Origin of the sequence: Lacisediminimonas profundi (assembly GCF_008831265.1) — a bacterium.
Lineage (GTDB): Bacteria > Pseudomonadota > Gammaproteobacteria > Burkholderiales > Burkholderiaceae_D > Lacisediminimonas > Lacisediminimonas profundi.
In genome coordinates, this window is record NZ_VTTH01000002.1 from 100674 (window position 1) to 126862 (window position 26189).

Here is a 26189-nt window from a genome sequence, read left to right on the forward strand (position 1 = left end):
GAGTCCCATGGACAAGGAAGCAGCAATCGCAGACATGACGCACCTGATGTCGAAGTTCACTTCGTACATCGGCAAGCGTCTCCCGACCGACGTGACGCAAAAGCTTACGGAACTGCGCGAGAAGGAAGTGAATTTCCTGGCCAAGGAGGTCTACGAGTCCATGCGGCTGAACCAGGAAGCCGCGGACAAGCTGGACCGCCCCAGCTGCCAGGACACCGGCGTCATTCAGTACTTCCTCACGGCGGGAGCGAATTTCCCGCTGTTGGGTGAGCTCGAAGACATCTTGCTGGGCGCAACCGAGGGCGCCACGAAAGATGGCCCGTTGCGCCACAACGCGGTGGAGACCTTTGTCGAGAAAAATACCGGCACCAACACCGGCACCAGGATTCCATGGCTGGACTGGGAGATTATTCCCAACGACGACACGGTGACCATTGACGTCTACATGGCCGGTGGCGGTTGCACCCTGCCGGGCGCGGCCAAGGTGCTGATGCCTGGCCAGGGCTATGAAGGCGTGGCCGAGTTTGTATTTGACGTGATTACCTCGCGTGGCGTGAATGCCTGCCCGCCGCTACTGGTTGGTGTTGGCGTCTCCACTTCGGCCGAGACCGCGGCACGCCTGTCCAAAAAAGCGATTCTTCGTCCGGTGACATCGCGCCACAGCAATGACAATGCAGCACTGATGGAAGAGTTGCTGACAGAGGGCCTGAACGAGCTGGGCCTGGGCCCGCAAGGCCTGACCGGTAATGCCAGTGTGATGGGCGTGAACATTGAATCGTCGGCACGCCACCCTTCCACCATTGGCGTGGCAGTGTCCACCGGTTGCTGGGCGCACCGCCGCGGCAAGATCAAGGTCAAGGCGGACATGTCATACGAAGTCATCTCGCACGAAGGATTCAAGCTGTGAAAAAGATTCTGACCACCCCCATCAAGGACGAAGACCTCGAAGCCTTGAACATCGGCGACATCGTCTATCTCACTGGCACCTTGGTGACTTGTCGCGACGTGGCGCATCGCCGGCTGATTGAACTTGGACGCGAGTTGCCGGTAGATCTCAAGGGCGGCGCCATTTTTCACGCAGGCCCGATCGTGCGGCAGAAGGACGATGGCGAGTACGAGATGGTGTCCATTGGCCCGACCACCAGCATGCGCATGGAAAAGTTCGAGAAAGAATTCATCAGGCAGACCGGCGTGAAGCTGATCGTCGGCAAAGGCGGCATGGGGCTTGAAACGCAAGAAGGCTGCGTCGAGAACAAGGCTGTGCATGCCATATTCCCTGGCGGTTGCGCCGTGCTGGCTGCCACAAAGGTAGAGAAGATTGAAGCCGCGGAATGGACGGACTTGGGCATGCCCGAGACGCTATGGGTGAACCGCGTCAAGGAATTCGGGCCCTTGATCATTTCCATCGACACCAAGGGCAAGAATCTGATCGAGGAGAACAAGGCGGTTTTCAACGAGAAGAAAAAGCCCATTCTGGAACGCATCAACGCCCAGGTCCGCTTCATCAAGTAAGCAGGGTCTCCGGCAAAAAGCCACCTTCCCGGGTGGCTTTTTCCTGGGCTTTGGTGCTGCGACTGTCGGGAATGATTGATCATGGCCGTTGGACGCTGCTGCCAATGAGCGGATGCGCGAGCCCGCAAGATACAAGCCCCAGGATGACTTCTTTCACTACCCGCCGGGCAATGCTGCCGGTGGCACCCACGGCCAATACCTTCAGCGGCATCGTGCTCACGCGGTCTTTTCTTCTTTCAGCGAAACCATGTCGATCACCAAGCGGTATTTCACATCCGCCTTGAGCACGCGCTCGTAGCCTTCGTTGATGCCCTGGGCGGGGATGATTTCAATATCGGATGTGATGCCGTGCTGCCCGCAAGAATTTGGGCCTCACCTCGTCAGACACTTACTACAAGAAAGGCCGCTCGGGCCTTTTTCAATTTTCACCGGAAGAATTGACATTCATTTGCGGTCCGGTGCGCCAAGCCGGTTGGACAGCCTTTGAGCGGTCTGTACCAATTTTTTCGTTGCGGTGCTGCCCCCGTCATCGTCGGTCGCCCCCACATCGGGGCCCAGGATAGTGACGACCGCACAGATTTGACCCGCCTGGTCGAAGACAGGGGCAGCCGCAGCAGGGTAGCCGCCACTCATCTTTGCATCGGTCTGGGCAAAACTGCTCTTCTTTACTGATTCGACGATATCCGACAGCGTCACATCGCGCACCCGATCATCAAATCCGCCGGCCAGGCTCAAGCTGCTTTTTCGTTCCTGGTCGATCAAGACTTTTGTCTGCGTCTCTGGAATGTGGGAAATGAATACTCTACCGGTGGCTGTGCTAAGGAGGGGCAATACATGACCTACGCGTATCCCCATTGGTCCATAAGCTTCGCCGTCGATCTTGAACAAAATCGTCGGTCCTCGGTTTCCCCAAACGGAAAGAAAGACAGAGTCGCGTGTTTCCTCTCGCAGCTGGCTTAAGAGATCCCTGGATACATCGATAAGGTTCGATTGACGCGATGCTGCTGCGCCTAGCTGGATTGCGAACGGCCCCAGGCCATACCGGCTGGTGGCGGGATCCTGCTCGGCTATTCCCTCATGGAGGAAACTTGCCAGGTATAGATGTACGTTGCTCGGCGGCATTCCCACTTCTGCCGAAATCTCTCGCAGCGAAACCTTTCCATCGGCGCGTTCCAGCACACGCAGGATCCGAAAACCTACCTCTATGGACTTGATGCGGCGGCGTCCGATTTCCTCGTGCGGTTTAGTGGTTGAAGTCATGTTTCGAGTCTCAGAAATATTGACAATACAAAATGCGGAAATTATACTTAAACACATGCAATTATACAATATATAATTTAATGACAATGGTGGCATAAGGGAGGCGCAGCTCGCGCCCCGTCCTACGAGAAAATTGAGGAGACATGCATGCAGAAACATCTGAGGATCGTTATGGGGGCGTTGGTTTCCTGCCTGGCGTTCCAGACCGGAGTAGCGCAAGCGGCTTACCCTGAAAGGCCGATCAAGATCATCGTGCCCTTCGCTCCAGGAGGTGTTGCTGACCTGACTGCTCGAATCATTGGCTCTGAGCTTGCCAGCGATCTCGGGCAGCCAGTGGTCGTGGAGAATCGGCCTGGTGGGGCCACTATCATCGCAACACAGGTGGTGGCCAAGGCGCCGCCTGACGGCTACACGCTGCTTCTTGGGAGCACCAACTTCTCGACGAACGTGACGCTTTACAAGAAGCTGCCATACGATGCCGAGAAGGACCTGACGCCTGTGGCCCTGGCGGTCACGATTCCTGGTGCTTTGATCAGCCCACCGTCCCTTGGCCTGAAAACCTTTGCTGACCTTGCAAATTATGCGCAGCGAAATCCAGGAAAACTGAGCTACTCATCGGTGGGCCAGGGGAGCTTCGCTCATCTCGCGGTCGAAGGACTACTTCAACGAACCTCTCTGAACATCGTGCATGTCCCGTACAGCGGTTATGCACCCGCCCTCACTTCTGTTCTAAGTGGCGAAACACAGCTGCTCGCGAGTGACGTGCAGGGAGCGCTGCCCTACGTTCAGGCGGGCAAGCTGCAGGTGCTGGCAGTAACGAGTGCAAAAAGGCTGCCTGCCTTACCCGATGTACCTACGGTCCAGGAGATGGGGGTCAAAGATTACCAAGCGGTGGGCTGGCTCGGAATCCTGGCGCCAGCGGGAACGCCGCAGCAGGTCATTGCCCTGCTTAACGACCGGATCAACAAGATCCTGCAAAAGCCTCACGTAGCGCAGCGCTACACCGCGCAAGGGATAGTTGTCTTTCAAGGCGACGTCGATGCATTCAAACGGTTCCTGAGTGACAACAAAGCTGGGTGGGAGAAAGTCATCAAGACAGCTCGCATCACGCTTAATTGATATTCCCGGCAGATGTGTCCAGGGTCTAGATGTGCACGGCTCCTGGTATCAACCAAAATTTTCGGCCCGTGGATTCTGAGAAAGCTGACGCGATATTACAAAAGGATAAAGGAATGGCTTTGAATAACCAGCGTGCAATGAGGATCGCAATAGTTGGGGCAGGAATCGGAGGGTTGACCGCCGCCGCAGCTCTGCACCAGAGAGGCTTTGAAGTGGCGCTCTATGAGCGAGCCGCACAACTGGGCGAAGTGGGAGCTGGGCTGCAAATGGGACCCAATGCCGTAAAAGTCATCAATGCATTGGGTCTTGGTGAGCAGTTCCAGAAGATCGCAGCAGAGCCAAGGGTACGGGTCTCGCTGAATTGGAACGACGGTGCCGTCCGCGTTCGCGAACCCTACAAAGGGGCGATGGAGGAAAAATTCGGCGCTCGTTATCAAATGGCTCATCGCTCGGATGTGCACAAGCTCCTGCAGTCCTTGATTCCAGAAGATGCAATCCATACTTCCGCTCAATGTGTCGCAGTGGAGAACCGGGAAGGCGGAGCGGCAATACGACTTGCTAACGGTAAGGAGGTCGAGGCGGATGTAGTAATTGGCGCAGATGGGATCCATTCCGCAGTTCGGACTGCTCTCTTTGGAAGGAGCCAGGCGAGGTTCACGAACCAGATTTGCTGGCGAATTATCCTGCCCATGGAGGAACTGCACCGCGCCGCCGACAGGCTTCCAGTGCCGCTCGACGGAAGCGAGTACACAGGCTGGCTTGGTCCGACCGGGCATGTGCTGTTTTACCCGCTACGCAACGGCGAGCTGCTCAACATCTTCGCGGGCCGCGTCTCGGAGAAATGGGCGGACGAAAATTGGGCTGTCCCGAGCCCCATAACAGATTTACTTGAAGCGTATGAAGGATGGCATCCAGGGATGTTGCATGTCCTGTCAAAAGCCACGGAGGCGTACAAGTGGGGAATTCACGACCGGGATCCGCTGGATCGCTGGGTTGTTGGTCGTACTGCCCTGCTTGGAGACGCAGCGCATCCAATGATGCCCACTTTGGCCCAAGGAGCAGCTATCTCGATGGAAGATGGGTACGCTATTGCGCGCTGCCTCGAACTTGGGCGGTCAAATCCGGACGCAGCACTTGCGACCTATGAACATGAACGTCGACCGCGTGCTACAAGGGTGCAACTACAGGCCAGGAAACAGTTCGAGAACAACCAGCTCGTGCCTCCGCCACCACCATTGCCCGTGGATTGGATCTACGGGTATGACGTGGTCAACATGCCTCTAAAACTCATCGAGATGGCCTAGTCGAGAAATTGCCGGATAGAATTGGCCACCCTTGATTGTGGATCAGGGCAGGGTATCCACTTTGTCGGCGCTTCGGGCAACTGGGTAGTATTGCCCGGACTATGAAATTGCCCGCGCTAAAAAAAGGCCCATCGGGCCTTTTTCAATTTTCAGCGGAAGAAGTGACGTCCCTGCGCGGCGGTTGCCGCGCGCAGCGCAGCAGTGCTCAAGATCCCGAACGAACTGATTGACCAGTTTGTCAGTGGCCCGATGAGTGGAGAGGAGGTCGACGCGGCCTCGCTGGCGTTCAAGATGGCGCTCATTGAGCGCATCATGGGCACCGAGCTCAGCCACCACCTTGGGTGCCGCGCGGATCAGGGCGAGCCCGAGGGTGCTGCCAACAAGCGCAATGGCAAGAGCGCCAGGACCGTACTCACCTACGGCGGGGCGCTTCGCATCGAAGTTCCGCGCGACCGCGCTGGCAGCTTTGAGGCGGTGCTCATTCCCAAACACGAGCGGCGCTGTACCGGCTTTGACGACAAGATTGTGGCCATGTACGCGCGCGGCATGAGCGTGCGTGAGGTACAGGGTCTCCTGCTGGAGAGCTACGCGGTCGAGGTTTCCGCCGAATTTCTTGCCGCCATGCCCTATTTAGGATGTTGCGCGGTGGGTTAAATTTATGTATGATACCCATCATGCGAAAAAAGCCCAACATCCGAACCTCAGCCAAAGAGGCATCACACGAGCGCATCGTGAGTGCCGCAGCAAAAGCCATTCGCCGTAGCGGCTATGACGGCACCGGCGTCGCTGACATCATGAAAGATGCGGGCCTGACGCATGGTGCCTTCTACGCCCACTTTGCATCCCGCGAAGCCATGTTGGCTGAGGCGGCGGACCGTGCGGGTGCTGAATCTAACGCTCTTGCGGCCAGTATCATCGCCACAGTACCGGCAGACCAGGCGCTACAGGCTTTTATGCGGGTCTATCTCTCCAAGGAGCATCTTGAAAGTATTGAGACAGGATGCCCGATTTCAGCCTTGGGTTCCGAAATGCCGCGCCAATCACCCGAAGTGCGCCGCGCAACCACTCGCCGTATCAAGGAGATGATTGATCTGGTCGCCCGACAGATGCCAGACTGGGGACAATCCAGCGCACATGAACGTGCGCTGGTGACTGTGGCCACGATGGTTGGCACTTTGATACTGGCCCGCGCTGTCGATGATTCCACGCTGTCTGACGCGCTGTGCGACGCAACCCTAAAGAGCCTGGCTCTGCCTGCAGGCTGAATTTTTTTGCCAATTTATATGATAAACGTCATACGAAATTCATTGGTCACACTAGCCATCGAGTTCCTCCCAAGCATTTTTTTAGAAGAGTAAAAGCCATGAAAGCATTCACTGTTGATCGCTATGGGAAAAAGAGCGCGTTGCGGTTGGCAGACATGCCGATGCCGGAACTGCGCGACGACGAGGTTTTGGTCCAGGTGCATGCCGCTGGCGTGAATCCGTTGGATTACAAAATTCGGAACGGTGAGTTCAAACTCTTCTTGCCCTATAAACTTCCTCTCATTCTGGGGCACGATGTCGCCGGAGAGGTCGTCGAGGTGGGGCGGGACGTGCGGCTATTCAAGCCTGGTGACGAGGTCTATTCCAGGCTGGATGATTTTCGGATCGGTGCGTTCGCCGAATTTGTGTCCGTCAAGGAAGCGTCCCTGGCGCTCAAACCCAAGAATCTCACGATGGAAGAGGCCGCTTCCGTTCCGCTGGTAGCTTTGACGGTTTGGCAGGCGCTGGTCGAGAAGGCCAAGCTGAAGAAGGGGCAGAAGGTTTTCATCCAGGCCGGCTCAGGCGGTGTCGGTGTTTTTGCAATCCAGTTGGCCAAACATCTGGGCGCAACCGCTGCCACCACTACCAGCACAGGCAATATGGCTTGGGTGAAAAGCCTGGGCGCAGATGTCCTCATTGATTACAAAAAAGACGATTTTGAAAAAGTTCTGAGCGGCTACGACGTCGTTCTGAACAGCCAGAATGGCGAGACGCTGGAGAGGTCTCTAAGAGTGCTCAAGCCTGGTGGAAAGCTCATCTCCATATCCGGTCCTCCTGATCCCGCGTTTGCAGAAGAAATCAAGGCCCCATGGCTTGTGAAACAGGTCATGCGCGCTCTGAGCTTTCGTACCCGGAGAAAAGCGAAACGCCTCAATGTTGAGTTCTCGTTCCTGTTCATGAAAGCCAGCGGAAGCCAGTTGCGACAAATCACGCCGCTGATCGAGTCGGGTGCCATACGCCCGGTCGTCGACAAGGTCTTCCCATTCGAATCCACCAACCAGGCGTTGGCCTATGTCGAAAGCGGACGAGCCAAAGGAAAGGTTGTGATCAAGGTTCGCTGAATCGTCGCCGTCGCCTTCCACCCACTGGCACGTACATCCATATGACGTTCGTCATGCGTAGTGCCCATTTAACCCCAGGAGTCCCCAATGAAAATCGAAAATTCTGTCGTTCTTATCACCGGCGCCAACCGCGGAATCGGTCTGGCATTTGCGCGCGCTTTGCTCGCTCGTGGCGCGCGCAAGGTTTACGCTGCCGCGCGCAATCCCGAATCCGTGACCTTGCCGGGTGTCGAAGCTCTGCAACTCGACGTCACCAAACCTGAAGAGGTTGCTGCGGCCGTTCAGCAAGCGTCTGATGTGACGCTCGTGATCAATAACGCTGGCATCGCCCAACCCGGTGGGTTTCTCCTGCAGGGCAGCGATGAGGTCACCCGCCGCATCTTCGAGACCAACTTCTTTGGCGTGCTGAGCATGGGCAAGGCCTTTGCGCCGGTGCTCAAAGCCAATGGTGGCGGCGCATTGCTCAATATCCTGTCCGTTGCGTCATGGGTCAACGGCGGGGAGTTGGCGGCGTATTCGGCGAGCAAATCGGCCGCCTGGTCGCTGACCAACGCACTGCGCCACGAACTGGCGGGACAGAAGACCCAGGTACTTGGCTTGCACATGGCCTATGTGGACACCGATCTCACGCGGGGCTTCGATGTACAGAAAAGCAGTGCCGAGGAGATCGTCCAGCGCGCGCTCGACGGACTGGAGGCGGGCGCCGATGAGGTGTTGGCCGATGCGTTGACCCAGCAGGTCCGGCAAGGACTGGCGGCACCACGGCCGGTCTACCTGCCCCAAGCGCACTGAGCACAGAACGCCCATTTACTCACCGGAAAAACAACCATGCTCTTCACAACGCTTAAGACATCTTCCTTGCAATTGAGCAATCGCGTCGTCATGTCACCACTCACCCGCAGCCGTGCTTCGCAACACAACATCCCCACTGCTCTGATGGCAGAGTACTACGGTCAACGCGCGACCGCGGGCTTGATCATCACCGAAGGCACTTCACCATCGCCCAACGGGCTGGGTTACCCGCGCATTCCCGGTCTCTTCAATGCCGCCCAAGTCGCTGGCTGGAGGCAGGTGACCGATGTCGTGCATTCAAAGGGAGGGAAGATAGTCGTTCAACTGATGCACACCGGACGGGTAACGCACGTTGCCAATCTCCCGGCAGGTGCCGAGGTGCTGGGGCCTTCAGCAGACCGGTGCCCTGGGGAGATGTTCACGGACTCCCAAGGCATGCAGCAGCATTCAACGCCCAGGGAGATGACGCAAGCGGACATTGCGGCAACCGTTGATGAATATGTGCAATCCGCCAAGCTGGCCATCGAAGCAGGCTTTGATGGCGTTGAATTGCACGCTGCGAATGGCTACCTGATAGAGCAGTTCCTGAATGCCAACGTCAACAAGCGAACTGATGGGTATGGCGGCAACATCGAAGGTCGCAACCGCTTTGCACTGGAAGTTGCACGCGCTACCGTTGCCGCTATTGGTGCGGACAAGGTGGGTATTCGCATGTCTCCTCACGGTGTTTTGGGTGGCACAGGCACATTCCCTGAAGTGGATGCGCAATACCTGGCGCTGACGGACGCCTTGTCTTCACTTAAATTGGCCTATATCCACGTTCTGGACCATTCCGCCTTGGGTACACCACCCGTGCCAGAAGCCAGCAAAGAAGCCTTGCGTGTCGCATTCAAAGGCACGTTCATTCTCGCCGGTGGATTTGACCGCGTCGGTGCCGAGGCTGCGCTCGCTGAAGGTCGTGCGGATCTGATTGCATTTGGCAGACCGTTTATCGCCAACCCGGATTGGGTTGCCCGTATGCGAAGCGGCGCGGCAGGCAACGAACTGGACATGTCAACGTTCTACACGCCTGGCCCAAAGGGCTACACCGACTACCCAACCATCGGAGCCTGACCATGAAGACCGATGCAATGCAACATTTTTTAAAGGTCGTTCTGGTCGGGCTCACATTGGCTGCCACCCTGCTTCCGTCAGTTAGCGCAGCAGATGCGGTGCCGACTGGAATGACCCAAACCCTGCAGACGTCCAGCCAAGCGTTGGGGGACTCATGGCAGAGCGTGGCCACGCAAACCATCACGGCGGGTGGCGTGAGTTTTGCGTACCGAGAGTTGGGAAGGCAAAACGGCGGAACGCCCGTGGTGTTTCTTGTCCATCTGGCCGCCGTGCTGGACAACTGGGATCCCCGGATCATGGACGGCATTGCAGCGAAGCACCATGTGATTGCTTTCGACAACCGTGGTATTGGGGCATCCAGTGGCTCACCGTCGAATTCCATGGAGCAAATGGCTGACGATGCCGTTACTTTCATCAAAGCCATGGGGCTCAAACAGGTTGATCTTTTGGGGTTTTCGATGGGCGGCATGATTGCCCAGGAAGTCGTGCTGAAGGAGCCACAACTCATCCGAAAAATGATTCTCGCGGGGACCGGCCCGGCGGGTGGCGAGGGCATCAGTTCAGTGGCGAGGGTGACCTTCTACGACATGCTCCGGGGTTTCTTTACGGGCCAGGATGCGAAGCAGTACCTGTTCTTCACCCGTACACCGAGCGGCATTGAAGCCGGTAAGGCGTTTCTGGAGCGACTGAAGGAGCGCTCTGAGAATCGGGACAAGGACATCTCCGTGAGCGCATTTCTAGCCCAGTTGCAGGCCTTGCGCGCGTGGGGCCAGAAAGAACCAGCTGATCTCTCGGTCGTGAAGCATCCCGTACTCGTTGTCAACGGCGACGCTGACCGCATGGTTCCCACGCAAAACACGCGCGACTTGGCGCGGCGGCTTCCGAACAGCACCTTGATCATCTATCCCGATGCCGGTCATGGCGGCATATTTCAGTTCCATGCCGATTTCGTGCACAGCGCACTTGAGTTCCTTGGCCGATAGCCGTTGCCCACAGGAGCATCCCAGCATGAACAATAATCATTTTTCCACCGCCAACATTCGCAGGCGCGCGCTGGTGACTGGCGCATCCAGCGGCATCGTGCTTGCCGAGATCTGCGGTGATGATCTCGACCTGCACACCCTTGCAGGTCGCGGCGACCGCGTCGAGTGCGTCGCGACGCCGTGCCGTCAGCACGAGATCAACGCCGAGCCGCGACCTCCCGCGCGATGGCCGCGCCGCGGGCCTTGCAATTGGACATGTAAACTTGTTCCCAGTCCGCGATAAGGCTGGCCCGTTTAGCTCGTCAACCACTATATCGCCTCCCGCAAAAAGTTGAGGTGGCGATAGTCAATGCATTTCAGAGCGCTGTACACTGGAGCAATATTTCGGTTTCAGTACGCACCTGCCTGGCACGACTTGCCTCCGGAATATTGCCAATTCAATCAAGGAGGAGACCAGCATGAAAAATGCAATGCAAGCGAGCTTGTTGATGACCACCCGGCGAGCTTTCGCATCAATGGGATTTGCGTTGCTAACTGTTACGCTTTTGTCAAATCAGGCTCATGCCCAGGCAGCGCCCGTCAAGAACAAGATTGTCTTCCAGGTCAGCGACAACGATCGCGGCAAATGGGGTCTCACGCTGAACAATGTGCAAAACGTGCAGGCTGACCTGGGCGCTGCGGCGGTTGACATGGAAATCGTTGTATACGGGCCGGGCATCGGCATGCTGAAGGACGATTCAATCGTCGCCAGTCGTGTCGCCGAGGTCATGAAGAGCGGCGTCAAGGTGGTGGCATGCGAGACCACCCTGAAGGCCCAGAAACTCAGCAAGTCGGAAATGATGCCCGATATTGGATACGTGCCTGCAGGCGTGGTGGAATTGATGCGCAAGCAACAGCAGGGTTATGCCTACATTCGCCCATGACGATATGGTGCCTGACCGGCATCGCAGCCAGTTCGAATAGCGCCCGGGCCAGGCCGTGGATCAATTGCTAACCCGGTCAATCAATGGGTAAATTCTTGCCTGCGCAAAAGCTTGACTGTCAAAGGCGCCAGCAGATCAAATCGGTCGGCTGGCGATTCCTCTGCCAGCGATATTGGGCATGCAATCTCTTGCTATGGTCGTTCTTGTTCACCTTTTCCGGCGAAGGCGCAGCCCAATCGCTGAGAGTCGGTCTCTACGAAAACCCTCCGAAAGTCTTCACCGATGAATCGGGCCGGCCCACCGGCAGTCTTGTCCAACTGCTCCAGGAAATCGCCAAGGTCGAGGGTTGGTCATTGCAGTTCGAACCCTGTGAATGGCAGGATTGCCTGGTTCGCCTGGAAGCGGGTGAACTTGACCTGATGCCCGATGTGGCCCTGACGGACGAGCGTCAGAAGCGGCTCGACTTTCACAAAACGCCGGCAATGGTCAGTTGGTCGCAGCTGTACAGACGTCCTGACGCCCGCATCGACTCCTTGCTCGATCTCCAGGGAAAACGCATCGCAGTGCTGGCTGGTGGCGTTCAACTCGATGCGCTCAAGAGCGCACTTGCGGGCTTCAGTATTACCGCTGTTTTCGTGGAGGTGGAATCGGTTTCCGAGGCGTTTGAATTGACCGCATCAGGGAAAGTCGATGCTGCTGCCGCCAGCATGCATTTTGGCGATTACAGTGCTGGAGCATACGGCTTGAAAGCAACGCCAGTCGTCTTCAACCCCTCCAGGCTTTACTATGCGAGCAGCACGGGCAAGCACCAGGCCGAACTGAACGCCATCGATCGACATCTTGAGCGCTGGTTGAAGGACGATCAATCACCTTACTTCACGGTGTTGGGCCGCTGGGGTGTACGCTATATCGACAAGCCCCTGCCTGCGGTGGTTGTGAATTCCTTGATCGGCTTCGGTGTTGCCGTGCTGACCTTGGGTGCGGGCGTCTGGTGGTTGCGGCGGCGCGTGCGTCTGGCACTGCAAGATCTCCAGGCATCCAATCAGCAATTGCGGGCGACGCTCGGCGCAATACCTGACCTGCTGTTCGAGCTGGATGCCAGTGGCCGTTATCTCGAGATCCATACTACGCAAGAAAATTTGCTGGCAGCACCGATGTCTGCCCTCAAGGGGCACACCATTGATGATGTCATGCCGCCGGTCGCGGCCATGGCCGTGCATGCGGTCATCCGCAAGGCGATAGACGAAGGCCAGAGTAGCGGCGAGGCGATACGGCTGGCGGTCGATGGCGGCACGCACTGGTTCGAACTCTCCGCTGCACGCAAGCCGATGCCCGATGGGCAGGCGCCGAATGTGTTGATTCTTTCGCGCGACGTCACGCAGCGCATCAAGGACCAGGAACGGATCCGGCACCTTGCAGATTTTGATCAACTGACCGGACTTCCGAACCAGGTCCAGCTCCATCGTTTGTTCGAGCAGGCGCTCGTGATGGCGCAGCGGCACGCCAGCAAGCTGGCAGTGATATTCATGGACCTGGATCATTTCAAGCATGTCAATGATTCGCTTGGCCACGAAGCTGGTGATCAACTGTTGGTGGAAGTGGCAAGACGCTTGACGGAGATCCGGCGCGACGCCGACATCGCGTGCCGCATGGGTGGTGACGAATTCATCATGGTGCTGCCCGAGACCGACTCGGCGCAGGCAGCGCAGATTGCAACGAAGATACGGGATCGGATCCATCAGCCCTATCTCATAGGCGAAAGCGAAGTCAGTGTCGGGATTTCATTGGGAATCGCCATGTTTCCCGAGGATGGCACGGACATCGATGTTCTATCGCGCAAGGCGGATGCAGCGCTGTACCAATCGAAATCCGAGGCGCGAAACGATTTCAGGTTCTTCACGCAGTCCATGCAGCAACGATCCGCGAGGATTCTTGCCCTTACCGGCGCGTTGAGCCAGGCACTCGAAAAGGGACAGATCGATGCGCATTACCAGCCTCTGGTCAGTCTTTCTTCGGGCAAGGTGACAGGGGCGGAGGCGCTGATCCGCTGGTCCCACCCCCAACTTGGTTCGGTACCGCCCTCGGAATTCATACCCCTGGCCGAGAGTGCCGGCTTGATCCTGCCGCTTGGGGACTGGATGCTGCGGCAGGCGGTCGGGATGGCGCGCCGCTTGCATGATGCCGGCTATCAGATGACTGTTGCAGTGAACATATCGGTCGTCCAGTTCCGGCATGCCGATTTTCTGAAAACGGTTGCAGCGGCATTGACGGAGCATCGGCTGCCACCTGATCTTCTGGAGCTTGAAGTCACCGAGTCCTTGACCATGGGGGATCCGGAGGCAGCAATTCTGACGATGCATGAATTGCGCGAGCTGGGTGTGAAGCTTGCCATTGATGATTTCGGGACAGGCTATTCCTCGATGAGCTACCTGAGTCGTCTCGGCTTCAACAAGCTCAAGATCGACCAGAGCTTTGTGCGCGGCATAGGCAAGGTCCCTGACGATGAAGCGATTGTTGAAGCAGTGATCAACCTCGCACACAGTCTGGGCATCGAGACGCTTGCTGAAGGCGTCGAGACCATGGCGCAGCGAGAATTTCTTGTTGCCATGGGTTGCGACCTGATCCAGGGCTGGCTGGTCAGCCACGCTCTCAGGGATGATGAATTCATGTCTTTCATCGAGCAAGCAGGCGTTTCGCAGCTGGTGCCCGAGACCAGGCCTGGATGAAATTGCAAATGATCAGATTGGCCCGGCATTGGCGCTGATCGCGCTACCCGGGCCGGAGCCGCTTGCCCTGTCAGCCATTTCATGAATCCGGTAGGGCTTCCTCCCCGGTAATCGGTTCTTCGGGGTGCAAATGCTTGGCGGCCACGTTCTGGTGGTGCTGTACCTTGCCCTTGTGCGTCGAGACCTGCCGGTCCAGTTTATCCACTGCCGCGTCGATCGCCGCATACAGGTTTTGCGCGTAGCTCTCGGCGTGCAACAGATCCCCTTTTACGCGTACATTGATCTCGGCTCGCTGTCGCCTGTCCTTGTCGGCGCTGGCTTCCAGAGCCAGGATGACCTCGATCTGGATGACCTGATCGAAATGTCGTTTGATGCGCTCCACCTTTTCTTCCACGTAGCGCCGGATTGCGGGAGTAAGGTCGAGGTGGTGTCCGGAAATCTGCAGGTTCATATGGCGGTCCCCAAAATCAGTATGAGCGCGGGGAGGGGACATGGTTCATCGCGCAGCCAGGGGGAATCCAGATTGATCAATTCCACCGGCACATGCCTGGCCCATTTGAAGAAGGGGCGGGTGCTGGACCCGCCCGGGTTATTGCCTGGTAATTGCTTGGCTATTGTTGCCTAGCGCGATGTACCCATGCTGCCGGGTGCGCCGGTCGGTGCTGGCATCGTTGAAGACGAGCTGCCACCCATTCCGCTGGAGCCGGACGTGCCGGACTCAGTGCCGGTTGCGCCGGCCGGAGGGCTGGCTGGAGTGGACGGACTTGCGCCCATCGGTGCGGAGTCCGAGGCGCTGGAGCCGGTGCCCGATGTGCCGGATGCGCCGGATGAACCTTGTGGACAGTTCGCGCTGGTGCTGCCTGGAGGACAGTCGGCTGCGCTGCCAGACGAGCCCGTGCTGGAAGCATCCGAGGCGCCGCTGCTGCCGGAGCCCATTGTGCCGGCGCCGGCAGGTGATGATGCGCCTGAGGAGCCGTAACCAGGCGTCATGCCCGATCCACTGGTGCTTGAGGATTGCGCCATAGCAATGCCTGCGGTTGAGAGCAGGGCGATGAGTAGTGCTGATGCAAGCTTCTTCATATTTTCTCCTATGGAAATGACAGCGAGGGACATCGTTCGCAAGGTCTGTGCCACGGCAGCAGGTGGCCAGCGCCGGGGAGGGCTGCTATATAAAGGGGATGGAAAATTGGCGGCGCGGGGGCGTCATGCCGGGTGGCAATCCAACCCGGGCATATTTACAAATGAATGTAATTTCGCTCACGCCCGGTATTGCGCCAGCGCATAGGGCGGTTCTGCGTTGATTTGAGTCAACGCAAGAAACTCGCATGCTTTCAGGCACTTGCGATGCGCTCGCCCGGCTTGTCCACAATCTTGTCCACCGTTTATGTGCACAAGTTCAGCGGCCTGGGGCAGGCAGCCTGGACGCACGCGCCTGACTCTTTCCTGGCGCGCGGACCAGGGAATTCAATCGCATGCAGACTCCGCGAGTTCCGCGAGTTCCTTGAAGCACGCGGGCCCTTCAAGTTTCCCCGCGGCACCCGATATCGGCTTGCTCAATGCGGTGTCCTTGTTGTTGAGATACCATCACCTCCTCGGCCCAAATTGGAATTAGGATTGAAGGGTAGTCCGAGGTTCTGCGCCATTCCCTGCCGATCGGTTGAGAATGAGCGTGGGAAATTTTTCATCACGCAAGCTCGCTCGCGCTGGATCGACGAAGTTTTTCTGATTGAACCTGACAAGGCATGGCACTCGCCTGCCGCTAGCCACAAAGGAAGAAAAATGAACGACAACCTTGGCAAGCTCGTCCTCCGCCTCACCCTGGCAGTCCTACTGCTGTTTCACGGTGTTGCGAAGCTGATTGGTGGCGTGGGCCCGATAGCGGGAATGCTCAGCAGTGCGGGCATGCCTTCCCAGTTCGCCTATCTGGTACTGGTCGGTGAAGTGCTTGCACCGATTCTCATCGCCTTCGGCATATGGACCCGGCTGGCGGCGCTGGTGGTGGTGGGCAACATGATTGTTGCCGTCGTGCTGGCGCACTCCGGCCAGTTGATGAGCATTTCGAAGACGGGCGGCTGGGCGCTGGAACTGCAGGGGTTCTTCCTGTTCGTGGCGCTTGCGATCGCGTTGCTGGGCGCCGGGAGCTACAGCGTGGGAGGGCAGAAGGGACGCTGGAATTGAGTCGCCCGTAACAGGGGGCTTGAGCGGCCACAAGGCACGGGCCCGCCTGAGTGACATGATGGAAACATCCGGCAGCAATGTCGACTGCTGCCGGATGCCAGCCCTAGTCCATCTGGTTGAATTCGAATCGTTGCTGGTGGGCAGACGAGTTGCAACGTGCTGCGGCTGCCCGGGCGCGGCGCGCTGATTGCGCCGTGATACCGGTCAGTCGGCTGACATTGCTTTTCATCTCCACCATCAGTTCTGATTTTGCCAGTCGTACCAGGTTGCGCAGGGACTCCTTGAGCAGGTGTCTCTCGCGCAGGCTCATGCCTCGTCCACTCGCGGCCTCGACAAGTTGCTGGATGGCGAGGTCGGTTGCGTGTTTTCGCTTCATTCGTATCCCTCGGGTTGAGTTGGGGAAAAATTACCTTGAGGAATGTAACGGGTAAGCACGAGGCAAGATTTGAGAAAACTCAAATCTGGATGGTTCGACAACAAGCTGGATTCCATTTCGGGCAAGCAATTCCGACGGTGTTTCAATGCAAGGCAGCAGCTGGCAGACGGCGTCGCTTTCTCACCTTTTTCCGGAAGACATATGGATTCTTTGCCACAGGAAGATCTCGACAAGATCAGTGCATTGCTCGACCAGCGCGAAAAAGACCTGCTGGTGGATATCAATCGTGAGGCAAACCAGAGAGACGACTATGCACAGTTGGCGACCGAAGCGCCCGATCCGGGCGACAGTGCATTCGCCGACCTGAGCACGGACCTTGATAATGCCGCCATCGGGCGGGACGTGGTTGAGCTGCGTGCGATCCGCCGGGCCAAGGAGCACATCGAAAATGGCAGCTACGGCACCTGCATGGACTGCAGCGAAGCCATACCCATCGAGAGGTTGATGGCGCAGCCGATTGCCGAGCGCTGCGCCCGATGCCAGCAGATTTTCGAAAAGAGCCACCCGGCAAGCGGGCGCGGGGCAAGCCTGTAGGGATTGCTTGTAACCGGGCTGCGCTGCGCTCAGCGCGAGAACCAGGCCTCGACCTCGGCCAGCTTCGCCTGTTTCTGATGCTCGGGCATGAAGGATGCATTGAAACTGTTGCGGGCCAGGGTCTTTGCGTGCTCCCTGTCCATTCCCAAGGCTTTGAACACGGCGATGAAGTTGTCGTTGATGTAGCCGCCGAAATAGGCCGGGTCATCCGAATTCACCGTTGCTGCGATGCCGGCATCCAGCAGTTGCGCCAGGTTGTGGTCCCCGATTTCGTTAAAGACGCGCAGCTTGACATTAGATAGCGGACACACCGTCAACGCCATCCCGCTGCTCGCGAGCCGTTCGGCCAGCGCGGGATCTTCCAGGCAACGCACGCCGTGGTCTATCCTTTCCACCTGCAGCACATCCAGTGCCGACCAGATATATGCGGGCGGCCCTTCTTCGCCAGCGTGGGCGACCAGGTGCAGCCCCAGTTCGCGGCAACGGGCGAATGCGGCGGTGAACTTCTCCGGCGGATGGCCATGTTCGGACGAGTCGAGTCCGACGCCAATGATTTTTTCAAGGTGCGGCAGCGCCTGTTGCAGGGTTGCCATCGCATCCTCTTCGGACAGATGACGCAGGAAGCACATGATCAGTCCGCCGCTGATGCCCCATCGCGTGCCGGCATCGGCCAGGGCGCCGTGGATGCCGTCGATCACGGCCGCGAACGGCACGCCCCGCCCGGTGTGGGTTTGCGGGTCGAAGAATATTTCCACATGATGGACATTGTCGGCATGGGCACGTTCGAGGTACGCCCATGTCATGTCGTAAAAATCCTGCTGCGTCAGCAGGACGCTGGCGCCGGCGTAGTAGATGTCGAGGAAGGATTGCAGGTCGGTGAATGAGTATGCCTGGCGCAGCGCTTCGACATCGGGCCAGGATAGTGCAACGCCGTTGCGCCTGGCGAGGTCAAAGATCAGTTCAGGTTCGAGTGAGCCCTCGATGTGGATATGCAGCTCTGCTTTTGGCATGCCGCATACCAGGTCGCGCAATTGCTGGTCCATCTGGCGTCCTTGACGGTGTGTTGAGGCAATATGGTAGGCGCAGCCGACGCTGCGTGGCAAGACTTGCTATAGTGGTCGCCATGAGGATTCCAACATGAGAGACGCCGCCTTTCCGATCGTTCTGATCGTCCTGGGCGCTGCCTGGCTGTTAAAGAACCTGGGCTGGATGCCGGACGTGCATTGGCTCTGGATACTCGGGCTTGTCGGTTCCGGCATAGCGGCACTGGCGGTGGACGGGATCACGAAGTCGTCGGTGGTTGCCGGGCCCTTGCTGATATTGGCAGGCGCACTGTACTTCCTGCACCAGTACTACAACCTGGGCTGGCGCTTCATCGTGCCGATCATGCTGGTCGCCGCCGGCACGCTGATGCTGGTTGCCCGCTCGCCGACGATACCCGAGTCCCGCCTGGGACGCCGGCACGAATCATCCGATCCACGCAAGCCCTCAACCGACAACGACGTCCATGGCTGAACTTTTTCCCGCTGCTGCGATGGCTGCCGGCCTTTCCTGGGCCAGCGGCATACGCCTGTACATGACGCTGTTCGTTGCCGGCTGGCTGGGTCGCCAGGGCTGGATCACCTTGCCCGAAGGACTGCAGGTGCTGGAGTCGAGCTGGGTGCTGGCCGTTACCGGCGGCTTGTTCGCTGTCGAATTCCTGGCTGACAAGGTGCCGGGAGTGGACTCGGTGTGGGATGCAATCCAGACCTTCATCCGCATTCCGGCGGGTGCTGTGCTGGGCGCGGCTGCGCTGGGACAGGCAGACCCGGCGCTGACCGCCATCGCCGCGCTGCTCGGCGGCACCTTCGCCGCCGGTGCCCATGCCACCAAGGCCGGCAGCCGGGCATTGATCAATACCTCGCCCGAGCCGTTCAGCAACTGGGCCGCATCCTTTTCCGAAGAAGCTGTGGTCGTGGCCGGACTGTGGGCCGCCTTTTTCCATCCGTGGGTGCTGGTCGTGATCCTGGTGCTGTTCACGTTGCTGGCTTTCTGGCTCCTGCCTAAAGTGTGGCGCGGCCTGCGCTGGCTGTTCAGGCGGATGGCGGCATGACGGAAAAGATTCCGGCCATGCTGGCATGGCGCATGACGGCGCGCGACTGGCGGGCGGGCGAACTGCGCTTCCTGCTGATCGCGCTGGTGGTTGCGGTGGCGGCGCTGTCGTCGGTCGGGTTTTTCGTCGACCGCATGCGCAGTGGCCTGGCGCGCGACGCCAACCAGCTGCTGGGCGCAGACCTGCTGATCCGGGCCGACAAGCCGATCGACGCCAGCTGGAAGGACGAAGCACGGCGGCGCGGCCTGCAACTGGCAGAAACGGTGGTGTTTCCCAGCATGGCGGCAGCAGGCGAGGGCGATCGTGCGCGTTCCTTGCTGGCTTCGGTCAAGGCCGTCAGTGACGGCTACCCGCTACGCGGCAAGCTGACATTGCAGAACGGTCGCAGCGAGCGTCCCGCGTCCGGCATACCGCAGGCCGATACCGTTTGGGCCGATCCGGCGCTGCTGATCGGGCTGGGCGTGCAGGCCGGGCAAATGCTCAAGCTGGGCGACAAGACTTTCAGGGTTGCCGAACTGATCGGGACCGAACCCGACCGCGGCGCGGCTTTCATGAATTTTGCGCCGCGCGTGATGCTGTCGCTATCCGACCTGGCGGCAACCCGGCTGGTGCAGGACGGCTCGCGCGTCACCTGGCGCCTGCTGGTGGCCGGGCCGGCCAAGGAGGTGCGCAGCTATCAGCAATGGGTCAACAAGGCCATAGGCACAGGCAATGTGCGCGGCGTCGGCGTCGAATCGCTGGAGTCGGGGCGGCCGGAGATGCGTTCCACCCTGGACCGCGCCGAACAGTTCCTGTCGCTGGTGGGCCTGCTGTCGGCCATGCTTGCCGCAGTCGCCATTGCCATGGCTGCGCGCCGCTTCATGCTGCGCCATCTCGACGCCTGCGCGATGCTGCGCTGCCTCGGCCTGAGCCAGGACCGCGTGACGCTGATGTACTTGCTTGAATTCGCCATGATCGGGCTGGCTGGCTGCACGGTCGGGGTAGCCGTCGGTTTTGCCGCGCACTTTGTCCTGCTCGACTGGTTGGGTTCGCTGGTCACCACCGTGCTGCCGCCCGCTACCCTGATGCCGGCCCTGCAGGGGCTGGGCGCCGGCATGTTGCTGCTGCTGGGCTTTGCCATTCCGCCGGTGCTGCAATTGCGCGATGTGCCGCACAACCGGGTCATCCGCCGCGAGCAGGCACCGCCGCGGGCGGCGACGCTCGCCACCTACGCATTCGGGCTGGCCAGCTTTGTCGGGCTGTTGCTGTGGCAGGCGGGCAACCTGAAGCTGGGTGCGCTGACCGCCGGCGGCTTCCTGGCCGGATTGGTGGTGTTCGCGCTGGCCGGATGGGCCGGCGTGCGGCTGCTGCGCTTCATGCGCAACCTGTCGTCATCGACCAGCTGGCGCTTCGCGATCACGGCCCTGCAGCGGCGGCCGGCCGGCACGGTGGTCCAGATCGTATCGCTGTCGCTGGGCCTGATGGCGCTGCTGTTGCTGACGGTGATACGAGGCGACCTGGTCGATGCCTGGCGCAGCGCCAGCCCCCCTGACGCGCCGAACCATTTCATCATCAACATCCAGCCGGACCAGCGCGAGGCGATCGCGCAGCGTCTGAGCGGGAACGGGGTGGCCAGGCCGCAGCTCTATCCGATGATCCGCGGACGCCTGGTGCAGGTCAACGACCGCGACATCACCGGCACGACCTATGCCGAGGATCGTGCGCGGCGGCTGGTGGAACGCGAATTCAACCTGTCGACGATGCTTGAACTGCCGGAGCAAAACCAGGTGGTGCAGGGCCGGTGGTATGACAATCGCAAGCCGGAAGCTTCGGTGGAGGAGGGGCTGGCGCGAACCTTGGGTCTGAAGCTGGGCGACCGCATTGCGTTCGACATCGGCGGCCAGAAAGTGGAGGCCAGCGTCACCAGCCTGCGCAAGCTCGAATGGGGATCGATGCGGGTCAACTTTTTCGTGATCCTGAATCCGGCCCTGATGGTGGACATGCCGCAGACTTACATCACAGCGTTTCGCCTGCCGGACAACCGGCCCGCATTGCCCAACGAATTGTCGCGCGACTTTCCAAACCTGACCGTGGTCGACGTCGGCAGCGTGCTGCGGCAGGTGCAGGCGGTCATAGACCAGGTCGTGTCGGCGGTAGAGTTCCTGTTCTTGTTTACGCTGTGTTCGGGCGTGCTGGTGCTGTATGCGGCGCTGGCCGGGTCGCAAGATGAGCGCATGCGTGAAGCGGCCCTGTTGCGGGCGCTGGGCGCGACCCGTTCGCAATTGTCGCGGGCGCAGTGGATCGAGTTCGTCCTGGTCGGCATGCTGGCCGGCTTGCTGGCGGCACTGGGTGCCACCGCGGTCGGCTGGTCATTGGCCCATTTCCTGTTCGACTTCGAATGGGCCTTTACGCCGACGGCCTGGATAGCAGGGCTGTTGGCGGGGACCTTGTGCGCGCTGATTGGCGGCTGGGCGGGCTTGCGCAATGTGCTGCGGCAGCCGCCGTTGCAGACCTTGCGGGAGGCTTGAGGGGGGCGCAGCGTTGGCCAGTGCATGCCACTAATGCTCCCTCCCTTTCAAGGGCTGGTTCTTACCCATGACCGTGGGTGAACGGTGCTTTGGATTTGTGGATTTGTGGCTCTTTGGCTTGCGGTTCGTTTGGCTGGGTTTGTTGTTTGTGGTTGTGAAGCCGGGAGACACCCCGGCGGGTGTGTTCCTTTCTTTTAGAAAAAGAAAGGAACCAAAGAAAAAACGTCAAAACCCACTTGGCCAACGGCGGGGCCGAACGCCAACCAGACGCGAATGTCTGGGCTAATCCAGTGCGACGTTCGCGAGAGATGATCCCTCGGCTGTGTGCCGCTTACCTAATCAGCCAAACCCATGAAGTGTCTTATACCGATGCCCAGCGCACCGTTGACTCTTAATGGTTTTCGAAGCTTCAAACAGGCGACGGAGGGGATCTGTTCTAATAGGCAGAGTTCTGGGGAAAAGCGCCTGAATTGCTCGCCTCCCCTGAAAACCCGACCTCAGGAGCTAACTAGCGGCTTCGAAAACAATTGGGAGTCAACGAGCGGTAGTGTACGGTCGGCGGCATTGAAGCGGGTTGACTGATCCCGGTCAGCGGCGAACGTGTGGCAGGACCTTCCTCGCGCACGCCGCAATGGTTCGGCCCAGGCGTCCGAGTCTGGTTGGCTATCGAGGCGGGCGTTGGCCAAGTGGGTTTTGACGTTTTTTCTTTGGTTCCTTTCTTTTTCTAAAAGAAAGGAACACACCAGCCGGGGTGTCTCCCGGCTTCACAACCACAACCATCAAACCCAGCCACACGAACCGCAAGCCAGAGAGCCGCAAATCCACAAAACCAAAAAAACACAAAACCAGGGTTATGGGCAAATATCACCCTTGAATCAGCTTGAAAGGGAGAGAACAACCCTGGTGACCTGCCTCTGGATCGCTCAGCCCAGCACCTGCTGAAACCACAAACTGATGTCCTCGACCTCTTCGGCGCACACCGAATGCGGCATCGCGTAATCATGCCATTCCACCGTGTAGCCCAGCGAGCGCAGCGCGTCGCGGGATTTCTCGGCGCGGTCGATCGGGATTACCGGATCCATCCGTCCGTGCGCCATGAAGATCGGCGTCTCCTGGTTCACCGGGTGGCTCTCGGCAGCGATCGTGGCGAACAGCGGCAGGTAGCCCGACAGGCACAGCAGGCCGCCCAGCTTCTCGGGATGCCGCAAGCCGGTCTGCAGCGTCATGGCGCAGCCCTGTGAAAATCCAGCCAGGATGATCCGGTTGGATGCGATGCCGCGCGATTTCTCACGCTCGATCAGCAGTTCCACCGCGCGCTGCGAGGCGCGCAAGCCGCTCTCGTCTTCCTTGCGGTCGATCTGGCTGCCAAGGATGTCGTACCAGGCGCGCATCACATAGCCGTTATTGATCGTGACCGGCATGGTCGGCGCATGCGGGAATACGAAACGGATGCCCGGGCAACCGCGCAGGTCGAGTTCGCGCACGATAGGGACGAAGTCGGAACCGTCGGCGCCAAGGCCGTGCAGCCAGATGACGGCGACCGTCGGGTCCGGCCTGGTTTCGAGCTGGATCGCGTCGAGAAGGGTAGGTGCAGTGCTCATGAGGTCGTTCAGGTCTTGTTGCGAATGGCTGATTTGGGACGGAAGGCCTTGCATACCGTCTCGTCGGTTTCGATGTACGGGCCGCCGATCAGGTCGATGCAGTAAGGAACCGCGGCGAAGATGCCGCCGACGATGGTGTTGCCGTCGGCATCCTTCAGGCCTTCCAGTGTTTCCCGTATCGATTTAGGCTGGCCTGGCAGGTTCATGATCAGCGCGGCGTGATCCGGCGTTTCGCGGATTACCGCGACCTGGCGCGACAGGATCGCGGTCGGCACGAATTGCAGGCTGATCTGGCGCATCTGTTCGCCGAAACCTGGCATTTCCCTGGTTGCGACGGCCAGCGTTGCTTCCGGCGTCACGTCGCGCCGTGCCGGCCCGGTGCCGCCGGTGGTAACTACCAGGTCGCATCCGACCTGGTCAACCAGCTCGACCAGCGCTTGCGAAATCGCTTCGCGTTCGTCCGGTATCAGGCGGGTTTCCATCCGCCACGGGCTTTTCAGGGCACGCGTGAACCATTCTTCCAGGGCCGGAATGCCCTGGTCCTGATACACCCCGGCGGAAGCGCGGTCCGAGACCGACACCAGGCCGATCAGCAATTCATCAGGCTCAGTCCGCTTCGTCTTCATGTTGGTCGTCGTCATCGTCGTTGGCATCGCTGTCTTTTTTCTTGCTGGCCGGACCTTGCAGTTCCTTGAGCAGTTGGAAGATCTCGCGGTAGGCCTTCGGCGGCTTGTTCTCGGCCTGCTCGCGGCGGGCATTGCGGATCATGGTGCGCAGCTGCTGCATGTCGACTTGCGGATACTGGTCGCGCAGCGCAGTGACGGCGCCGTCGTCGGCAATCAGCCGGTCGCGCCAGCGCTCGAGCGCATGCAGGGCGGCGGTTTCGGACTTGGACGCGCCGCGCCAGCTGTCGAGTGTTTTCCTGATCGCCTCGACCTCATGCTGTTCGAGCCCGCGCATGCGCTTGCCGACGAATTGCATCTGGCGCCGCCGGCCTTCGTGATCCTTGATCAGCTGGCAGGCGAGGATGGCGTCGCGCACATCCTCGGGCATCGGAACTCGCTTGACGCGGTCGCGCGCTTCGTTGACGAGTTCCTCGCCAAGCTTTTGCAGCGCGGTGCTTTCGCGCTTCAATTGTGATTTTGACGGCCGGTCGTACTCTTGTTCGAACTCGTTCGACTGGAATCCGGTGTTACCGCGATTTGAATTAGGCATGATGAGGGTGGACGCAGGCCATCAGCCTGGGCAATGCAAATGTAAACGGCTGCTATCATAACCGCTTTAGGCAGTGCCAGAACGCAGTCATCCCAACGCGCATGCATCCACGAGAGCAAATGAACGACGCTACCAATTTTAGCTATACCCCGGACCAGTTGAAAGAAATCGCCGGTGATGTCCTGCGTTTCGCGACGGAAAAGGGCGCCACCGACGCCGCCGTCGAGATAAACGAAGGCAATGGCCTCGGGGTCACCGTGCGCAAGGGCAAGGTCGAAACCATCGAGCAGAACAAGGACAAGGGCATGGGCGTGACCGTGCTGCTGGGCGACCACGGCTCGATTCGCCGCGGCAATGCCAGCACCTCGGATTTTTCGCAAAAGTCGCTGAAGGACACGGTGGAGGCGGCCTACAACATTGCGCGCTTCACCGCCGCCGACGACTGTGCCGGCTTGCCGGACGACGACATGCTGGAGCGCTCGCCGATTGATCTCGCACTGTGCTATCCGTGGCTGTTGCCGGCGAGCGAGGCGGTGGAACTGGCACGGCGCTGTGAAGCGGCTGCCTTCGAGGTTGATCGCCGCATCACCAATAGCGAGGGGGCCAGCATCTACGCCCAGCAGTCGCATTTCATCAATGCCAACACCCGCGGCTTCATGGGCGGGTATCCGTATTCGCGCCACAGTATCTCGGTTGCGCCGATAGCGGGCCGGGGCGGCAACATGCAGCGCGACGACTGGTATACGTCCGCCCGCGACCCGCGCCGCCTGGCACAGCCGGAGGCGGTCGGCCGCTATGCCGCCGAACGCGCGCTGGCACGTCTGAATGCGCGCAAGCTCAGCACCCGCAAGTGCGCGGTGCTGTTCGAAGCCCCGCTGGCGGCTGGTTTGCTGGGCGCCTTCGTGCAGGCCGTGTCCGGCGGCGCGCTCTACCGCAAGTCGACTTTCCTGCTCGATTCGCTCGGCAAGCAGGTGTTTGCCAGCCACATCCAGGTCACCGAAGATCCGCATGTGCCCGGCGCAGTGGGATCCGCACCTTTCGACGAGGAAGGCGTACGCACCGCCAAGCGCGACGTGGTGCGCGATGGCGTGGTGCAGGGGTATTTCCTGTCAACTTATTCGGCCCGCAAGCTCGGGATGAAAACCACCGGCAATGCCGGCGGCTCGCACAATCTCAAGCTGCAGTCGAGCCTGGCACGGCCGGGCGACAACTTCAAGGTCATGCTCAAGCGGCTTGGCACCGGGCTGCTGGTCACGGAATTGATGGGGCAGGGCGTGAATTACGTGACCGGTGATTATTCGCGCGGCGCCTCCGGATACTGGGTGGAAAACGGCCAGATCCAGTACCCAGTGGAGGAAATCACGATTGCAGGCAACCTGAAGGACATGTTCCAGCAGATCGTGGCCATCGGGTCGGATACGATCAGCCGCGGGACCAAGCAGACCGGGTCGATACTGATCGAGAGCATGACGATCGCGGGCGGGTGACCACCTTGACCACCTTGACCACGTTGAACGCGTTGAACGTGC

Annotated in this window: 26 protein-coding genes and 2 pseudogenes; 20 read left to right on the forward strand and 8 right to left on the reverse strand. The window is 59.4% G+C overall.

The features are described 5' to 3' along the window. The first annotated feature begins 7 nt into the window (after nt 1–7). Both ttdA and ttdB read left to right on the forward strand, forming a co-directional pair. Complete coding sequence (ttdA, locus tag FVE66_RS06090; protein ID WP_151446534.1) at nt 8–907, forward strand: L(+)-tartrate dehydratase subunit alpha; 900 nt, start codon at nt 8–10, stop codon at nt 905–907. Beyond that, on the forward strand, nt 904–1512 hold the full coding sequence (ttdB, locus tag FVE66_RS06095; RefSeq protein WP_151446535.1) for a L(+)-tartrate dehydratase subunit beta: 609 nt from the start codon (nt 904–906) through the stop codon (nt 1510–1512). Before ttdA ends, ttdB begins: the two co-directional genes overlap by 4 nt. Before the next feature lie 216 nt (nt 1513–1728). On the opposite strand, the pseudogene FVE66_RS20455 reads toward ttdB, so the two are convergent. Together FVE66_RS20455 and FVE66_RS06105 are read right to left on the reverse strand one after the other, a co-directional pair. Then, a pseudogene (locus FVE66_RS20455) lies at nt 1729–1872 on the reverse strand (NAD(P)-dependent alcohol dehydrogenase); the annotation flags it as partial. 84 nt (nt 1873–1956) lie between these two features. Then, the gene (locus FVE66_RS06105) at nt 1957–2772 is read right to left on the reverse strand and encodes an IclR family transcriptional regulator (protein ID WP_161993200.1); all 816 of its coding nucleotides are present in this window, start codon (nt 2770–2772) and stop codon (nt 1957–1959) included. Nucleotides 2773–2919: 147 nt separating this feature from the next. On the opposite strand from FVE66_RS06105, the gene FVE66_RS06110 reads away from it, so the two are divergent. The 11 genes and pseudogenes from FVE66_RS06110 (at nt 2920) to FVE66_RS06160 (ending at nt 14097) form a co-directional block, all read left to right on the forward strand. Beyond that, nucleotides 2920–3891: a Bug family tripartite tricarboxylate transporter substrate binding protein gene (locus tag FVE66_RS06110; protein ID WP_151446537.1), complete on the forward strand. Its 972-nt coding sequence runs from the start codon at nt 2920–2922 to the stop codon at nt 3889–3891. A gap of 113 nt (nt 3892–4004) precedes the next feature. After that, the gene (locus FVE66_RS06115) at nt 4005–5195 is read left to right on the forward strand and encodes an FAD-dependent monooxygenase (protein ID WP_161993201.1); all 1191 of its coding nucleotides are present in this window, start codon (nt 4005–4007) and stop codon (nt 5193–5195) included. Between the two features lie 201 nt (nt 5196–5396). After that, nucleotides 5397–5819 (forward strand): annotated as a pseudogene (locus tag FVE66_RS06120) (transposase); the annotation flags it as partial. Nucleotides 5820–5857: 38 nt separating this feature from the next. Further along, a complete protein-coding gene (locus FVE66_RS06125) occupies nt 5858–6460 on the forward strand; it encodes a TetR/AcrR family transcriptional regulator (RefSeq protein ID WP_151446540.1) in 603 nt (200 codons plus the stop codon). A 98-nt stretch (nt 6461–6558) separates the two neighbouring features. Continuing rightward, nucleotides 6559–7560, forward strand: coding sequence for an NADP-dependent oxidoreductase (locus tag FVE66_RS06130; RefSeq protein ID WP_151446541.1), 1002 nt, complete (start codon nt 6559–6561; stop codon nt 7558–7560). Between the two features lie 87 nt (nt 7561–7647). Next, nucleotides 7648–8352, forward strand: coding sequence for an SDR family oxidoreductase (locus tag FVE66_RS06135; RefSeq protein WP_151446542.1), 705 nt, complete (start codon nt 7648–7650; stop codon nt 8350–8352). 36 nt (nt 8353–8388) lie between these two features. Continuing rightward, nucleotides 8389–9465 (forward strand): alkene reductase, encoded by a 1077-nt coding sequence (locus FVE66_RS06140; protein ID WP_151446543.1) that lies wholly within the window; start codon nt 8389–8391, stop codon nt 9463–9465. Nucleotides 9466–9575: 110 nt separating this feature from the next. Beyond that, nucleotides 9576–10448 carry an alpha/beta fold hydrolase gene (locus tag FVE66_RS06145; protein ID WP_151447212.1) on the forward strand — a complete coding sequence of 291 codons (873 nt, stop codon included), beginning with the start codon at nt 9576–9578 and terminating at the stop codon, nt 10446–10448. Nucleotides 10449–10473: 25 nt separating this feature from the next. Then, nucleotides 10474–10731 carry a hypothetical protein gene (locus FVE66_RS20325; RefSeq protein ID WP_161993202.1) on the forward strand — a complete coding sequence of 86 codons (258 nt, stop codon included), beginning with the start codon at nt 10474–10476 and terminating at the stop codon, nt 10729–10731. A gap of 175 nt (nt 10732–10906) precedes the next feature. Next, on the forward strand, nt 10907–11371 hold the full coding sequence (locus FVE66_RS06155; protein WP_241673047.1) for a DsrE family protein: 465 nt from the start codon (nt 10907–10909) through the stop codon (nt 11369–11371). Nucleotides 11372–11454: 83 nt separating this feature from the next. Next, nucleotides 11455–14097, forward strand: coding sequence for an EAL domain-containing protein (locus FVE66_RS06160; protein WP_151446544.1), 2643 nt, complete (start codon nt 11455–11457; stop codon nt 14095–14097). A 79-nt stretch (nt 14098–14176) separates the two neighbouring features. Here the strand turns inward: FVE66_RS06160 and hpf are convergent, their stop codons facing one another. After that, nucleotides 14177–14548 carry a ribosome hibernation-promoting factor, HPF/YfiA family gene (gene hpf, locus FVE66_RS06165; protein ID WP_151446545.1) on the reverse strand — a complete coding sequence of 124 codons (372 nt, stop codon included), beginning with the start codon at nt 14546–14548 and terminating at the stop codon, nt 14177–14179. 186 nt (nt 14549–14734) lie between these two features. Here hpf and FVE66_RS06170 point away from each other — a divergent pair, with 186 nt between their 5' ends. Both FVE66_RS06170 and FVE66_RS06175 read left to right on the forward strand, forming a co-directional pair. Continuing rightward, nucleotides 14735–15076 (forward strand): hypothetical protein, encoded by a 342-nt coding sequence (locus FVE66_RS06170; protein ID WP_151446546.1) that lies wholly within the window; start codon nt 14735–14737, stop codon nt 15074–15076. An 800-nt stretch (nt 15077–15876) separates the two neighbouring features. After that, nucleotides 15877–16275, forward strand: a complete 399-nt coding sequence (locus FVE66_RS06175) for a DoxX family protein (protein ID WP_151446547.1) — start codon at nt 15877–15879, stop codon at nt 16273–16275. A 103-nt stretch (nt 16276–16378) separates the two neighbouring features. Here the strand turns inward: FVE66_RS06175 and FVE66_RS06180 are convergent, their stop codons facing one another. After that, complete coding sequence (locus FVE66_RS06180; protein ID WP_151446548.1) at nt 16379–16651, reverse strand: hypothetical protein; 273 nt, start codon at nt 16649–16651, stop codon at nt 16379–16381. A 69-nt stretch (nt 16652–16720) separates the two neighbouring features. Here FVE66_RS06180 and FVE66_RS06185 point away from each other — a divergent pair, with 69 nt between their 5' ends. Further along, nucleotides 16721–17245: a TraR/DksA family transcriptional regulator gene (locus tag FVE66_RS06185; protein ID WP_206668715.1), complete on the forward strand. Its 525-nt coding sequence runs from the start codon at nt 16721–16723 to the stop codon at nt 17243–17245. Nucleotides 17246–17274: 29 nt separating this feature from the next. Here the strand turns inward: FVE66_RS06185 and FVE66_RS06190 are convergent, their stop codons facing one another. Further along, complete coding sequence (locus FVE66_RS06190; protein ID WP_151446550.1) at nt 17275–18288, reverse strand: adenosine deaminase; 1014 nt, start codon at nt 18286–18288, stop codon at nt 17275–17277. Between the two features lie 94 nt (nt 18289–18382). Here FVE66_RS06190 and FVE66_RS06195 point away from each other — a divergent pair, with 94 nt between their 5' ends. The 3 genes from FVE66_RS06195 to FVE66_RS06205 are packed head-to-tail and all read left to right on the forward strand — an operon-like array spanning nt 18383 to nt 21844. Beyond that, entirely contained in the window at nt 18383–18760 is a 378-nt protein-coding gene (locus tag FVE66_RS06195) for a LiaF transmembrane domain-containing protein (RefSeq protein ID WP_151446551.1), read from the forward strand. Continuing rightward, entirely contained in the window at nt 18753–19337 is a 585-nt protein-coding gene (locus FVE66_RS06200) for a DUF4126 domain-containing protein (protein ID WP_151446552.1), read from the forward strand. Before FVE66_RS06195 ends, FVE66_RS06200 begins: the two co-directional genes overlap by 8 nt. Next, nucleotides 19334–21844 carry an ABC transporter permease gene (locus tag FVE66_RS06205; protein WP_241673048.1) on the forward strand — a complete coding sequence of 837 codons (2511 nt, stop codon included), beginning with the start codon at nt 19334–19336 and terminating at the stop codon, nt 21842–21844. The genes FVE66_RS06200 and FVE66_RS06205 overlap by 4 nt, the downstream gene beginning before the upstream one ends. Nucleotides 21845–22767: 923 nt before the next feature. Here the strand turns inward: FVE66_RS06205 and FVE66_RS06210 are convergent. The 3 genes from FVE66_RS06210 to yjgA are packed head-to-tail and all read right to left on the reverse strand — an operon-like array spanning nt 22768 to nt 24660. Beyond that, on the reverse strand, nt 22768–23445 hold the full coding sequence (locus FVE66_RS06210) for an alpha/beta hydrolase (RefSeq protein WP_151446553.1): 678 nt from the start codon (nt 23443–23445) through the stop codon (nt 22768–22770). Between the two features lie 8 nt (nt 23446–23453). Continuing rightward, nucleotides 23454–24071, reverse strand: coding sequence for a molybdopterin adenylyltransferase (gene mog, locus FVE66_RS06215; protein WP_241673049.1), 618 nt, complete (start codon nt 24069–24071; stop codon nt 23454–23456). Continuing rightward, entirely contained in the window at nt 24052–24660 is a 609-nt protein-coding gene (yjgA, locus tag FVE66_RS06220; protein WP_151446555.1) for a ribosome biogenesis factor YjgA, read from the reverse strand. The genes mog and yjgA overlap by 20 nt, the downstream gene beginning before the upstream one ends. Before the next feature lie 119 nt (nt 24661–24779). On the opposite strand from yjgA, the gene pmbA reads away from it, so the two are divergent. After that, the gene (pmbA, locus tag FVE66_RS06225; protein WP_151446556.1) at nt 24780–26147 is read left to right on the forward strand and encodes a metalloprotease PmbA; all 1368 of its coding nucleotides are present in this window, start codon (nt 24780–24782) and stop codon (nt 26145–26147) included. Nucleotides 26148–26189: the final 42 nt, after the last annotated feature.

Bases quoted from the DNA above. Each gene is read 5' to 3' on its own strand.
- ttdA (WP_151446534.1), top strand. From the start codon at position 8: ATGGACAAGGAAGCAGCAATCGCAGACATGACGCACCTGATGTCGAAG.
- FVE66_RS06105 (WP_161993200.1), bottom strand. From the start codon at position 2,772: ATGACTTCAACCACTAAACCGCACGAGGAAATCGGACGCCGCCGCATC.
- FVE66_RS06110 (WP_151446537.1), top strand. From the start codon at position 2,920: ATGCAGAAACATCTGAGGATCGTTATGGGGGCGTTGGTTTCCTGCCTG.
- FVE66_RS06115 (WP_161993201.1), top strand. From the start codon at position 4,005: ATGGCTTTGAATAACCAGCGTGCAATGAGGATCGCAATAGTTGGGGCA.
- FVE66_RS06125 (WP_151446540.1), top strand. From the start codon at position 5,858: ATGATACCCATCATGCGAAAAAAGCCCAACATCCGAACCTCAGCCAAA.
- FVE66_RS06130 (WP_151446541.1), top strand. From the start codon at position 6,559: ATGAAAGCATTCACTGTTGATCGCTATGGGAAAAAGAGCGCGTTGCGG.
- FVE66_RS06135 (WP_151446542.1), top strand. From the start codon at position 7,648: ATGAAAATCGAAAATTCTGTCGTTCTTATCACCGGCGCCAACCGCGGA.
- FVE66_RS06140 (WP_151446543.1), top strand. From the start codon at position 8,389: ATGCTCTTCACAACGCTTAAGACATCTTCCTTGCAATTGAGCAATCGC.
- FVE66_RS06145 (WP_151447212.1), top strand. From the start codon at position 9,576: ATGACCCAAACCCTGCAGACGTCCAGCCAAGCGTTGGGGGACTCATGG.
- FVE66_RS20325 (WP_161993202.1), top strand. From the start codon at position 10,474: ATGAACAATAATCATTTTTCCACCGCCAACATTCGCAGGCGCGCGCTG.
- FVE66_RS06155 (WP_241673047.1), top strand. From the start codon at position 10,907: ATGAAAAATGCAATGCAAGCGAGCTTGTTGATGACCACCCGGCGAGCT.
- FVE66_RS06160 (WP_151446544.1), top strand. From the start codon at position 11,455: ATGGGTAAATTCTTGCCTGCGCAAAAGCTTGACTGTCAAAGGCGCCAG.
- hpf (WP_151446545.1), bottom strand. From the start codon at position 14,548: ATGAACCTGCAGATTTCCGGACACCACCTCGACCTTACTCCCGCAATC.
- FVE66_RS06170 (WP_151446546.1), top strand. From the start codon at position 14,735: ATGCTGCCGGGTGCGCCGGTCGGTGCTGGCATCGTTGAAGACGAGCTG.
- FVE66_RS06175 (WP_151446547.1), top strand. From the start codon at position 15,877: ATGAACGACAACCTTGGCAAGCTCGTCCTCCGCCTCACCCTGGCAGTC.
- FVE66_RS06180 (WP_151446548.1), bottom strand. From the start codon at position 16,651: ATGAAGCGAAAACACGCAACCGACCTCGCCATCCAGCAACTTGTCGAG.
- FVE66_RS06190 (WP_151446550.1), bottom strand. From the start codon at position 18,288: ATGGACCAGCAATTGCGCGACCTGGTATGCGGCATGCCAAAAGCAGAG.
- FVE66_RS06195 (WP_151446551.1), top strand. From the start codon at position 18,383: ATGAGAGACGCCGCCTTTCCGATCGTTCTGATCGTCCTGGGCGCTGCC.
- FVE66_RS06200 (WP_151446552.1), top strand. From the start codon at position 18,753: ATGGCTGAACTTTTTCCCGCTGCTGCGATGGCTGCCGGCCTTTCCTGG.
- FVE66_RS06205 (WP_241673048.1), top strand. From the start codon at position 19,334: ATGACGGAAAAGATTCCGGCCATGCTGGCATGGCGCATGACGGCGCGC.
- FVE66_RS06210 (WP_151446553.1), bottom strand. From the start codon at position 23,445: ATGAGCACTGCACCTACCCTTCTCGACGCGATCCAGCTCGAAACCAGG.
- mog (WP_241673049.1), bottom strand. From the start codon at position 24,071: ATGAAGACGAAGCGGACTGAGCCTGATGAATTGCTGATCGGCCTGGTG.
- yjgA (WP_151446555.1), bottom strand. From the start codon at position 24,660: ATGCCTAATTCAAATCGCGGTAACACCGGATTCCAGTCGAACGAGTTC.
- pmbA (WP_151446556.1), top strand. From the start codon at position 24,780: ATGAACGACGCTACCAATTTTAGCTATACCCCGGACCAGTTGAAAGAA.